Below are 12,099 nucleotides of genomic sequence, written 5' to 3' on the forward strand. Positions count from 1 at the left end.
GTTGGCTCAGCCGTGCCTGGCGTGGCCGGGGGTAATCGTGGTCTTCGCGTCCTTGGCCTTGGTCGTTTCGGGCAAGGCGCCCGTCCACTCCCAGGCCTGCGTGCCGGGCGGGTTTTCGTACCAGCCCGGATCGCTGTAATCGCCCGCCGAGATGCCCTCGCGGACCTTCACGACCGAGAACATGCCGCCCATTTCGATCGGGCCATGCGGGCCCCAGCCGTTCATCATGGGGATCGTGTTCTCCGGTATCTCCATCGACATTGCGCCCATATCGGCCATGCCGGCGGTGCCCATGGGCATGTATTCGGGACGGAACTGTCTGATTTTCTTGGCGACCTCCTTCTTGTCGACGCCGATGAATGTCGGGACGTCGTGCCCCATGGCGTTCATGGTGTGGTGCGACTTGTGGCAATGGATCGCCCAGTCGCCGACATATTTCGCGTCGAACTCGTAGGCCCGCATCGCCCCGACGGGGATGTCGATGCTGACCTCCGGCCAGCGCGCTTCCGGTCGGACCCAGCCGCCGTCCGTGCACGTCACCTCGAAGTCGTAGCCGTGCATGTGCACCGGGTGGTTCGTCATCGTCAGGTTGCCGACACGCACGCGGACCTTGTCGTTCTTGGAGACCACCAGGGGGTCGATCCCCGGGAAGACACGGCTGTTCCAGGCCCACAGGTTGAAGTCGGTCATCTCCATGATGCGCGGGACATAGGCGCCGGGCTCGATGTCGAAGGCGTTCAGGAGGAACACAAAATCCCGGTCGACGGGCATGAAGGCCGGGTCCTTCGGATGCACGACGAAGAAGCCCATCATGCCCATCGCCATCTGGACCATCTCGTCCGAATGCGGGTGGTACATGAAGGTGCCGGACTTGATGAGGTCGAACTCGTAGACAAAGGTCTTTCCGACCGGGATATGCGGCTGCGAGAGCCCGCCGACGCCGTCCATGCCCGAGGGCAGGATCATGCCGTGCCAGTGGATCGTCGTGTGCTCCGGCAGCTTGTTCGTCACGAAGATGCGCACCCGGTCGCCCTCGACCGCCTCGATGGTCGGGCCCGGCGACTGGCCGTTATAGCCCCAGAGATAGGCCGTCATGCCCTCCGCCATCTCGCGCTCGACAGGCTCGGCGATCAGGTGGAATTCCTTGACGCCATTGTTCATGCGGTAGGGGAGCGTCCAGCCGTTAAGCGTGACGACAGGCGTGTAGTCCGGGCCGGTGGTGGGACGCACCGGGAACTGGGTGGCCGCGCTATCCATGACCGCCGCCTCGGGCAGGCCCATATTGGAGGTCTGGGCCCAGGCGGTGGACGAGACGAGCGCCGCGCCTGCAGCGCCGGCCCCGAGAAACTGTCTTCTGTTGAACATCGTCGTTTCCTTTCTCAATGGCCGGCGCTTTCGGCTTCTTCAGCCGGTGCCGCGCCGCCTTCCGCCGCCGCCGAACCGGTGCTGCCGCCGTAAAGCACGGGGGCAAGGTTCGCTTCGGCGAGCCAGAAGTCGCGCTTGGCGTTGACGGCAAGGAGGGTGGAGTCGATCTTCTCGCGGCTGTCCGCGATCAGCTCGAAGGTGCTGGTGATCATGCCGTTGTAAGTCATCATGGATTGCTCCTCGATGGCCGTGCGCAGCGGCAGGACGCTGTTGCGGTAGTGTCGGGCGATGTCGTAGGTCGACCGGTAGGCCACATAGGCCGAGCGCGCCTCGGAACGGACGTTGACCGCCTTTTCCGCGAGCTGGTTGGCCGCCCGCATATAGGCGAGTTCGCCCTTGCGCATACGGGCCTGGCCGGAATCGAAGATCGGGATGGTGAATTCCAGCCCCGCCGTCTTGGAAATGCTCCGGCGGATCTTGCCGTCCTCGCGCTCACGCTCCTGTTCCAGCGTGCCGACCAGCTCGATATCCGTAACGAGGCGGGTGGCGTCGGTGAGCTTGTAGGACTGGGCCGTCGCCGAAAGCTCCAGCCGGGCGACCTGCAGGTCCATGCGCTTGTGGATGGCCTCGGCCTCGATATCGTCCCGCTTGGCCAGCGCCTTGGGAAGCGACGGCAGGCGATTGGGGATCTGGAACTCGATGTCCGAGCCCGACAGGCCCATCAGCCGGACCAGCTCTTCCTTGGCGAGCTTCGCGGCGAGCCGCGCCTTGGCGGTCTCTCCCGTCAGCTCGGCGTAGAAGACGTGCTCGCGGGCCTGGTCTGCCTTGGGCATCGACCCGGCCTCGCCGATCTTCGTGGCGAGTTCGGAAGCCGCGTCGGCGGCCACCTTGGCCTGGTTGAGATAGGTGACGTTCTCCCAGGCGGAGACGGCATTGATCCAGGCACGGCGGGTTTCCGCCGCCAGCGAGACCGTCTCGACCGCAGCGTTCAGCTGCGCCTGCCGGAAGCGCGTTTCGGCCAGCTTGATGTCCCGGTCGTAGGTGGCGAGCGCAAGGATGTTCGCCGCGATGGCCCCCTCCAGGACCCGGTAGGCCTCAAGCCCCGGCGTGCCGATGCCGGAGAGCCCGACGGAGACCGTCGGCAGCACGGAAAGCTGGGTCTGCCAGGCGTCGGCGGCGCTGTCGCCAAGATCGGCATAGGCCGCCTGCAGGCCCTTGTTGTTGAGGAGCGCGACCTGGACGGCGGTCTCGACGTCGATCGACTTCCTGGCCATCAGCGCCTTCACGCGTTGACGGGTCTCTTCGGCCTGCTGGCGGTTCTGCACCCAGACGGTCTGCTTGCCCGTGGCTTCCGCGCTTTTGGCCGAAGCGTCGGAAAAGCCCGCCGTCTTCGCCGAATAGCCGGTGCTGACGCAGCCGGTGGCGAACAGGGGAAGCACAAGCGAGGCGACCAGCTTCATCTTCAGCGATACCATCATGCACCGCCCTTCGGTGCCTGATCGTCGTTGAGGCCACGCCACGGCTTGGGATCGACGGGCATGCGATGGGAATAGGCGCCGACGGGGCTCTGATAGGCGAGGGGAGCCGCTACGGTGGTGTCGGGATCATGGGACGAAGCGACGACTTCGGGCAGCGTGGATGCGCATCCGCTCGCGACAAGCGGAATGGCAGCCACCAAGAACATGAGTTTCATGGTGAAAATCCGAGAAATAGATGACGAAGGCGCCGGCGCGCGTTGCCGCGCACGGGCACTGCAACACCCTCAAGGGGTCTGCGGAATCTCAGATATTGGGCGGCAGGTGCAGACGGGGTGCAAGGCCGACGAGATCGTTGTCGTCGATGAACGCAAGCACGGGGTCGAGACGCGGATGGGCCAGCGCGGCGCTGTCGCAGTCGATGGCCGCGACGCCGCAATAATCCTGGCAGCAGTCCGGCTTGGTGTCCTTCGCGCCCGCCTGCCGCTCACCGCCGCCATGGTGATCCTCGTCCGCGACGGCGGCGTGGTCGGTGCCATGGGAGGCGGTATGATCGGCTTCGATCTGGGAAGCTGCGGCCGGCGTCTGCGGATGCATGGCGGCATTTGCCGAGGACAGGCTGTAGCCCGCCAGCGACACGACGATCACCAGTCGAAAAATCAGCGTTGCCGCTGCAGAGGCGAATCGAAGCATGCCGCTCATGATCCCGTAAATCACCGGAGCCTTGAAGATTGTCAACCGGCCCCGCTCTCAAACTGCACGCCTCCCGTCGAAAGACAGACGGGCAGCACGCGGGGCGGCCAGGAGGAAGGCGGTTCGTTTGAGCATCGTCCAGGTCCTCGTTCACGGCTGCGACATGCAGCACGGGAAGGCTAGGGCGACGATTTTTCCCTCACCTCTCGCAAACCTTACAAATTTGTAAGGGAGCGGCGGCGGGTATCAGCTCTTCCAGAAAAGCGGCGTCAGCACCACGAGCACCGTCAGCACCTCGAGGCGACCGAGCAGCATCATCACCGAGAGCAGGTAGAGGGCGGGGTCGGAGATGGTCGAGAAATTGCCGGCCGGGCCGATGATGGCGCCGATGCCCGGGCCGACATTCGAGAGCGCGGTGATGACGGCCGACGTCGAGGTCAGCACGTCGTAGCCGAAGGCCGACATCGCGAGGCTGCCGGCGGCCCAGAGCATCAGATAGGTGGTGAAGAACAGGACGACGGCGCGCTGCAGTTCGGGATCCACCGTCATCCTGCCGTAGCGCACGGCATGGATGCCGTTCGGATAGATCAGCTTGTAGAGGCCGGTGCGGATCATGTTGAAGAGGATGATGAAGCGGTAGGCCTTGATGCCGCCCGCCGTCGAGCCTGAGCAGCCGCCCATGAAGGTCATGAAGAACGCCATGGCGACGACGAAGGGCCCCCAGAGCGTATAGTCCTCGCTGGCAAAGCCCGTCGTCGAGAGGATCGTCGAGACCGTGAAGAAGGAATGGGCGAGCGCGGCGTGGAAGGGCACGCCGCTGTTCAGTCGGTGATAGACGGCGATCGCCACCGAGAAGGCGACGAGATAGGCGAGGAAGACGCCGATCTGCGGGTCGCGCAGCGCGTCGAGCCGGCCGCGCACCATGAAGACGATCAGGATCGAGAACGGGAGGCTGCACACCGTCATGAAGAACGTGCCGGCCCACAGCAGCGGGAGGCTGTTGAAATAGCCGAAGGAAGCGTCATGGGTGGAGAACCCGCCGGTCGCCACCGTCGCCATGGCATGGTTGAGCGCATCGAAGCGGCTCATGCCGAGCACGGCATAGGTGAGCGTGCAGGCGAGCGTGATCAGCACGTAGACGAGCACGAAGGCGCGGGTGAAGCTGGCGATGCGGGCGAACGGCTTGTCGTTCGTGTCGGAGGATTCCATCTTGAAGAAGGAGATGCCGCCGACCCTGAGATAGGGCATGACGAAAAGGCCGAGCGCGACGATGCCGATGCCGCCCAGCCAGTGCAGCAGCGAGCGCCACATCAGGATGCCCGGCGGAGCGTGGTCCAGCCCGGCAATGACGGTCGAGCCGGTCGTGGTGATCGCCGAGACCGATTCGAACAGCGCCTTGGCGAAGTCCATGTCGAGCGAGGACAACATGAAGGGCACCGCGCCCACGAGCGAGAAGACCAGCCAGAGCAGGTTGACGAGCAGAAAGCCCATCTTCTTGTTGAAGGGCGGCGGGCCGGAGCGGGTCGCCGCGGCCGCAAGCAGAGAAACGCCGCCGACGAGCACCGCCGACAGCACGAAGACCTGCCAGTCCCGATGGCCGTAATAAATGTCGACCATGGCGGGTACGAGCATGGCGGCGGCAAGATACAGCCCGCAGATCGCCGAAATGTTGATGGCGGACCGGTAGATCGTGGCGTTCAAGGAAGATGGTCCCTCATCAAGGCATGGGCCGACCGCGCCCTCCGGCGGCTGCCGCAGGCTTTCAGGTTCCTCTCCCTACACCGGAAGACCGCCGCCCGGAAGCGCCTTCCGGCGGATGGGCGGCAGTCGCGGCAGCGGACTGGGCTCAGTCGAGTACGGCCATGCGCAGTTCGGCCTCACGGCCGAGCTGCGTCATCCATTCGGTATATTGCGGGCGGTTCTTGATCTGGCGGCCGTAGTGGCGGCCGAGCGCAGCGTTGAGTTCGCCCTTGCGGCCGAGCTGGGCATCGGCAAAGCCGATCATCTGCGAGTTCGGCCAGGCCTGCGGGCGAATGGCGACGAGGCGGGTGAAAAGATCCTCGGCAGCCTCGCCGGGGTTGGCCTGCGCCATCAGGGTCAGCATGGCGGCCGTCGAGCGCGACACGCCCATATGGCAATGGACGAGGAGGTGGCTCGGTCCCTGGCTGTCCTGCCGTGCCTGGAAATCCGCGCCGAACTGCAGGATCGCCTCGACATGGTCCGGCCGGGGCATCACCTGGTCCGGCAGGGCGGCGATGATGTCATGGAAACGCAGCGTCGTGCGGTGATGCCGGGCATAGGTCGCAAAGGCCTCGAGCTCGGGCAGATCGGGATCGACGATGGACAGGACGTGGGTCACCTTGCGCTCACGCTGAGCCGGCAGTTCATCGATCCCGCAAACCGTCAGTTCCGGGGTAAAAATCACATCCATGGTCTATCCTTCCAATCCTGCTGCTTCGGCCCATCGCCACGTCAACGCTGGCGCCAAACGAGGGCGAAAGCATGTCGCGCGCCGCCTGCTTCTACGACAGGCAGGCGGGCGCCGATAGGGCCAAATCCGGGGGCCTCGCGCTGAGAATCAGGCGCCTGCCCCGTTTGCGGCGGCAAGTGTCTCCTGGCGTCGGCGATGGGCCTCGATCGCCGCAGCCTCGGCCTGGCCCTCGCCGCTGTGGCCACCGACCTGCACGGTGGGGGAGGCGAACTGGATGCCGTTCTGCTTGAAGTCGAGCTTGATGCGATTCATGATCTCGCGGCGGATCATGAACTGCTCGCCCGGCTTGGTGGTGAAGCCGACACGCACGACGATGGCATATTCGCCGAAATCGGAAACACCCTTCATCTTCAGCGGTTCGAGCAGGATATCCTTGTATTCCGGCTTTTCGGCGATCTCCGCGCCGATGCGCTTGATGACCTTGCGCAGCTTTTCGAGATCCGTGTCGTAGGTGACGGAGAGGTTGAACTTGATGACCGACCAGTCGCGGCTCATGTTCTGCACCGCGCCGAGCTCGCCGAAGGGGACGGTGGTGAGCGGACCGCGGTGGTGGCGCAGCTTGACCGAGCGCAGCGAGAAGCTCTCGACGACACCCTTGTACTTTCCGGTCTCGATATATTCGCCGATGCGGAAGGCGTCGTCCCAGAGATAGAAGATGCCCGAGATCAGGTCCTTGACGATGGTCTGGGCGCCAAAGCCGATGGCGACGCCCGCAACGCCCGCGCCGGCGATCAGCGGGCCGATATCGACGCCGAGGCTGGTCAGCACCATCATCACGGCGACGGCGGCGAGCGTCACGGCGAGGATGTTGCGCAGGATCGGCAGCAGCGTGCGGATGCGGGCGTTGCGGCCGCGCTCCTCGTCGGAAACGCGGCGGTCGAGCGGGCCATCGGCCATGCGCACGGCGATCTCCGCCTTGAGGAACTGCCAGGCGATATCGGCGACCAGCAGCACGGCGATCGCCTGGGTGATGGCGTGGGCGACGCGGCTGACCAGCGTTTCCCCGGCGCCCATCATGCCGGCGGCATCGACACCGGCGGCGGCGGCCACCAGCCATGCGCACAGGATGATGACGACGCCGCGCGCACCGCGTTCGCCGATGACGAAGTACATACCTGTCGGGCGATCCACCTCATCGCCACCATGCAGGCGCGCGACGATCGCCGTCGTCAGACGCAGGAGCGGGGGCAATACGAACGCCACGATGCCGGCCCAAAACAGAAGATGCAGCCCGGCCGTCCAGACGACAAGCAGCAGGATGACTGCCACCGTCGCCAGCCAGGACCAGATCTTGCGGGTGGTGTCCGTCTGATCGGCCCGGCGCGGGCGCGACCAGACCGCCTCGATGGCGATGGTGAAGAGACCGAGGTCGAAGGCGAACATGACGAGCAGCATCGAGCCCTGGGAGAAGCCGAACACCCGCATCGATTCCAGCACGACCCAGCCGACGGCGAAGAAGCGCAGCGCGCGCTGCAGCCGCGTGAACCAGTAGTGCGCCTGCTCCGGCGTGATGCGACGTACAGGAGAGGGCTCCTCGGCCGACACAACGACAGCGTCGGCATCCGGCATGGTTTCGGTGGCGGCCGGCATGGCGAAAGCGGCCGCGCCGTCGCCTTCCGGCAGCGTGACCGCCGGCGTTTCGGCAATGAGGGCCGCTTCACCCGGCACGGCCGGTATCTCGCCCTCGGCCGGCACCGTTTCGACGACAGGCGCCGGACGGCGGGCGGGTTGTTCGAGCAGCCAGACGACATAGGCGCCGATGAGGCTGCCGAAGCGGGCAAGGATGGCGGCAATGGCGAGGATGAGCGCGGTGCGCTGGAGGAGCGGCGGCCAGGCGACCATGGCGAGCGGCAGCAGCGCGCCGACGGCGAAGCTGATGGCCTGCCCGCCGACATGCAGCCCCATCGGCACCACGCCCACCGGATCGGGCCGTGGCCCCGCCTCCGCGCGGCGCCAGTGCCGGCCGGACAGGTGGTTGAACAGCCGCTCGAAGCCAATGGCGAGCAGGGGCACAAGCATCAGCAGCGTGAGGAGGCGCAGGGCGCCGATCTGGGTGACTTCGGCGCGCAGCCGCGACAGGGCGGTGCTGGCGCCGCCGCCAAGCTCCATGCTGCCCCGCATGATGGTGTCGATGCGGCGCTGGACCACGTCGAGCCTGTCGGCGACATAGCCTGACTGCATCATCGACCCCATGCCGCCGGCCGGCGCTTCGTCCGCCTTGGTCTCGTCCTTGCGGGTCGCTTCCAGCCAAGCGGCAACATCGGGATCGGCAAGCAGGCGCGATATCTCGCGCAGCTTGTCCTGCGGCGCCGTGTCGGCATCTTGCGCCAGCGCAGGCTGGGCAAGGCCGGCGAGAAGGAGGATCATCGCCCCGAAGAGCATCCTGCAGGGCAAGAGATCGCGGATTGCAGTCACCATAGATGTCATGATCTCCCCTTGATGGACGGCGCCACTGCCTGGAGCCGCCGGCACCCTTCGAGTGTCCAAAGGAATATTAGTACATGCCGCGCAGAACGGCCATCGCCGGTTTCAATTCTCGGCCACACTTTTGCCACCGAACAGCAGGCTGCAAAACCGCTGCACATCGCCGCGGAAAATGGTCTAGCTTGGGGCCGCCCTCCCGCTCGGGAGGGCAACGGAAAATCCAGAGGGACGGGTAGATTTCAAAATGGCAGACAGACTGAAGAACAAGACCGCGATCATTTCAGGCGGCGCGACGGGCATGGGCGGCGCCTCCTCGAAACTCTTTGCCGCCGAAGGGGCGCGCGTGGCGATCATCGACCGCAATGCGGAGGCGGCGGAGGCTACGGTCGCGGCCATTCGCGCCGCAGGCGGCGAAGCCGCCTTCTGGACGGCGGATGTTTCCGACGAGGACGCCGTCAACGCGGCGGTCAGGGGTGTCGAGGCGACCTATGGTCCGGCCAATGTTCTCTTCAACCATGCCGGCACGATCGTCATCAAGCCGTTCCTCGAAACGACGCTGGCGGAGTGGGAGTGGCTGCATGCGGTCAATGTCCGCTCGATGTTCCTGATGACCCGCGCCGTCCTTCCCGGCATGATCTCGACAGGCGAGGGCGCCATCGTCTGCACCTCCTCGATCTCGGCCGTCGCAGCAACACCGATGGAGGTGCTGTACGACACGACCAAGGGAGCGGTGCACCAGTTCGCACGGGCGATCGCCGTGGAGTTCCGCGACCGCAACATCCGGTGCAACGCCGTCTGCCCGGGCTTCATCCGCACGCCGCACGGCCTGCGCGAGATCGAGGACCTGCAGGCGCTGGGCGTCGATGTTTCCGATGCGGCCCTTGCCGCGCAGCAGGGGCGCATCGGCGAGCCGGAGGACGTCGCGCGCGCCGCGCTCTACCTCGCCAGCGACGAGTCCCGCTTCATCACGGGCACTCATCTCTTCGTGGACAACGGCTTTACTGCCGTCTGAAGGATAAGGTCGGCGAAGGGGCGGGACCTGCTCCCGCTCTTTGGTCGATCCGAAAACCGGTACCGTGCCTATGGCTTGCCGGAATAGAGGTCCGCATAGGTCCGGCGCAGCACGTTCTTCTGCACCTTGCCCATCGTGTTGCGGGGCAGGTCGTCGACGAAGAGCACGCGCTTGGGCTGCTTGTAGCGCGCCAGCCGGTCCTTCAGCCCGTCGAGCACCGCCTGTTCGTCGATGGTCGCGCCCTTCTGGCGTACCACGACGGCCGTCACGCCCTCGCCGAAATCGGGGTGGGGCACGCCGATGACCGCGCTTTCGACGACGCCGGGCATGCCGTCGATCTCGGTTTCCACTTCCTTGGGATAGATGTTGTAGCCGCCGGAAATGACGAGGTCCTTGCCGCGCCCGACGATGTGCACATAACCCCGCGCATCGATCAGGCCGAGATCGCCGGTGATGAAGAACCCGTCCGTGCGGAACTCTGCCGCGGTCTTCTCCGGCATGCGCCAGTAGCCCTTGAAGACGTTCGGTCCCTTCACCTCGATCATGCCGGTCTCGCCATCCGGCAGCGGTGTGCCGGTTTCCGGCTCGGTGACGCGCAGCGAAACGCCCGGCAGCGGGAAGCCCACCGTGCCGGCAATGCGCTCGCCATCATAGGGGTTGGAGGTGTTCATGTTGGTCTCGGTCATGCCGTAGCGCTCGAGGATGGCGTGGCCGGTCTTTTCCGAAAAACTGCGATGCGTCTCGGCAAGAAGGGGCGCCGAGCCGGACACGAAGAGCCGCATGCCGGCCGTCGCCGCCGGCGTCAGGCCGGCATGCTGCACGAGGCGCACATAGAAGGTCGGCACGCCCATCATCACAGTGGCGTCCGCCATCAGACGCAGCGCCTCGTCGGCATCGAACTTCGGCAGGAGATACATCGACGCGCCTGACAGCAGCGTGACGTTCGAGGCGACGAACAGGCCATGCGTGTGAAAGATCGGCAGGGCATGGATCAGCCGGTCGGCGCTGGTGAAGCGCCAGTGGTCGCGAAGGGCGAGCGCGTTGGACAGGAGATTGTCATGCGTCAGCATCGCGCCCTTGGAGCGGCCGGTCGTGCCCGACGTATAGAGGATCGCCGCAAGGTCATCCGCACCGCGCCCGATATCGGCGAATTCGGGCGTCTCCGTGCGGGCAAGCTCCAGCAGCGAGCCGCCGCCCTTGTCATCCAGCGTTTCGACGGCCGCGCCGTACTTGCCGGCGACGGGGCTCACGCCGTCGCGGGCGCCCGGCGAGACGACGACCAGTCTCGGCTCGGCATCGCCGATGAAATAGTCGAGTTCCGCCAATGTGTAGGCGGTGTTGAGCGGCAGGTAGACGGCACCGGCCCTGACGCAGGCGAGATAGAGCATCAGCGCCTCGGCGCTCTTTTCCACCTGCACGGCGACCCGATCCCCCGGCCGGACGCCGCGCGTGGCAAGAGCACCCGCCAGCTGCCCCGAAAGGGCAATCATGTCGCCATAGGTCCATCGACGCCCGTCGCCGGTCTCGATGAAGGCCGCCTCCGGCCGTGCCTCCGCCCGGATCGCGTCGAAGAGGTGGTTGCTCATGGGCTCGTTTCCCTCGTAGTGCCGATACTGTCCCGCGCTGCCCGCGCCGGGGTTCCCCTCACCGTGCAGGCCGCGCGGGTACACTAGCCTTGTGGAACTCCGCGCGACAACTCGAATTCCCTGCAGGCCGGTTCAGGGCGAAGGCGCCTTCAGCGGCCCGAGGGCGCTCAGATGCTTGCGCATCGCCTCGGCGGCCTCGCCGTTCCTTCCGTCCAGCACCAGTTCGAGGATGTGCACATGTTCGGCACAGCGCTGGCGGGCCTGTTCGCGGTCCACCCGCTGCTGGTATTCGATGAGCCGGCGCAGCCGGTCGACACGCCTCAGGCTTTCGATGAAGAAGGCGTTGCGGCTGCATTCGGCGATCGCCTCGTGCATCTCGCTGTTCGTCTCGAACAGGCGAACCGCCGAGATTTCCAGGATCTCCCCCGCCACGAAGCGCCGCTGCTGTTCGAGATGCCGCTCCAGCACCGGGCGATTGAGCACAAAACCCGGCTCCAGCAATGCGGCCGGCTCGATCGCCTGACGAAAGCTGTAGCTCTGCCGGTAGGTTTCCATCGAGGTCAACACCGGCAGGAAACGCCAGCCGTGCCCCGGCAGCCGCTCCGCCCAGCCCTCCTCCGACATGCGCCGGAGCAGGGCCTGCAGGCGCGGGCGCGTGATGCCGTAGCGGCGCAGGAGCTCGTTTTCACTCGCCCGGTCGGGAATTTCGCCGGCCAGCCGGTCGCGCGCGATGGCGAGATAGACCTCCTCTCCGCCGTCGGGCGCCGGCTCGCTGGCGGCAAGGGCCCTTGCGGCGGAGGGATCGGCCACCTTGTAGCCGCCGCGCTCGGCCGCAGCCAAAACGCCGGCCTGCTGCAGTTCGCGCAATGCGGTGCGGATCGGCGAGCGCGAGACCAGGAAGCGCTCCGCAAGGCTGCGCTCGGTCAGCGGCTCGCCCGGCGCCAACCGTTCGGCATGCACGAGCCGGGCGATCTCACGGGCGAGGGGGCTGGATATCTGGGTCATGGACGCTCCTGGATGGCCCGGGTCTTGTCGCACGTTCCACAGCCTTCG

10 protein-coding genes are annotated in these 12,099 nt (G+C 66.0%); 1 reads left to right on the forward strand and 9 read right to left on the reverse strand.

Annotation, left to right across the window (positions count from 1 at the left end; translation table 11 throughout):
- Positions 1-6: 6 nt before the first annotated feature.
- The 7 genes from AKG11_RS13915 to AKG11_RS13945 all read right to left on the reverse strand — a co-directional run bounded on the left by AKG11_RS13915 (position 7) and on the right by AKG11_RS13945 (position 8,451).
- Complete coding sequence (locus AKG11_RS13915; RefSeq protein WP_050744279.1) at positions 7-1,365, reverse strand: multicopper oxidase family protein; 1,359 nt, start codon at positions 1,363-1,365, stop codon at positions 7-9.
- Positions 1,366-1,379: 14 nt separating this feature from the next.
- A complete protein-coding gene (locus AKG11_RS13920; RefSeq protein WP_050744418.1) occupies positions 1,380-2,840 on the reverse strand; it encodes a TolC family protein in 1,461 nt (486 codons plus the stop codon).
- Positions 2,840-3,058: a hypothetical protein gene (locus AKG11_RS13925; RefSeq protein WP_050744280.1), complete on the reverse strand. Its 219-nt coding sequence runs from the start codon at positions 3,056-3,058 to the stop codon at positions 2,840-2,842. Before AKG11_RS13925 ends, AKG11_RS13920 begins: the two co-directional genes overlap by 1 nt.
- 88 nt (positions 3,059-3,146) lie before the next feature.
- The gene (locus AKG11_RS13930; protein WP_156031816.1) at positions 3,147-3,533 is read right to left on the reverse strand and encodes a hypothetical protein; all 387 of its coding nucleotides are present in this window, start codon (positions 3,531-3,533) and stop codon (positions 3,147-3,149) included.
- 246 nt (positions 3,534-3,779) lie between these two features.
- Positions 3,780-5,165, reverse strand: a complete 1,386-nt coding sequence (locus AKG11_RS13935) for a TrkH family potassium uptake protein (protein ID WP_371260087.1) — start codon at positions 5,163-5,165, stop codon at positions 3,780-3,782.
- A gap of 214 nt (positions 5,166-5,379) precedes the next feature.
- Positions 5,380-5,964, reverse strand: a complete 585-nt coding sequence (locus AKG11_RS13940) for a tyrosine phosphatase family protein (RefSeq protein WP_023517402.1) — start codon at positions 5,962-5,964, stop codon at positions 5,380-5,382.
- 147 nt (positions 5,965-6,111) lie between these two features.
- Positions 6,112-8,451: a mechanosensitive ion channel family protein gene (locus AKG11_RS13945; protein ID WP_082342432.1), complete on the reverse strand. Its 2,340-nt coding sequence runs from the start codon at positions 8,449-8,451 to the stop codon at positions 6,112-6,114.
- Positions 8,452-8,692: 241 nt separating this feature from the next.
- Between AKG11_RS13945 and AKG11_RS13950 the strand changes: the two genes are divergently transcribed.
- On the forward strand, positions 8,693-9,460 hold the full coding sequence (locus tag AKG11_RS13950; protein ID WP_023515593.1) for an SDR family NAD(P)-dependent oxidoreductase: 768 nt from the start codon (positions 8,693-8,695) through the stop codon (positions 9,458-9,460).
- A 68-nt stretch (positions 9,461-9,528) separates the two neighbouring features.
- Here AKG11_RS13950 and AKG11_RS13955 read toward each other — a convergent pair whose 3' ends face one another.
- Both AKG11_RS13955 and AKG11_RS13960 read right to left on the reverse strand, forming a co-directional pair.
- Entirely contained in the window at positions 9,529-11,046 is a 1,518-nt protein-coding gene (locus tag AKG11_RS13955; RefSeq protein WP_050744282.1) for a malonate--CoA ligase, read from the reverse strand.
- 132 nt (positions 11,047-11,178) lie between these two features.
- Positions 11,179-12,051 carry a GntR family transcriptional regulator gene (locus AKG11_RS13960; RefSeq protein WP_050744283.1) on the reverse strand — a complete coding sequence of 291 codons (873 nt, stop codon included), beginning with the start codon at positions 12,049-12,051 and terminating at the stop codon, positions 11,179-11,181.
- Positions 12,052-12,099 lie beyond the last annotated feature (48 nt).

The organism is Shinella sp. SUS2 (genome assembly GCF_001262505.1).
Taxonomy (GTDB): Bacteria; Pseudomonadota; Alphaproteobacteria; order Rhizobiales; family Rhizobiaceae; genus Shinella.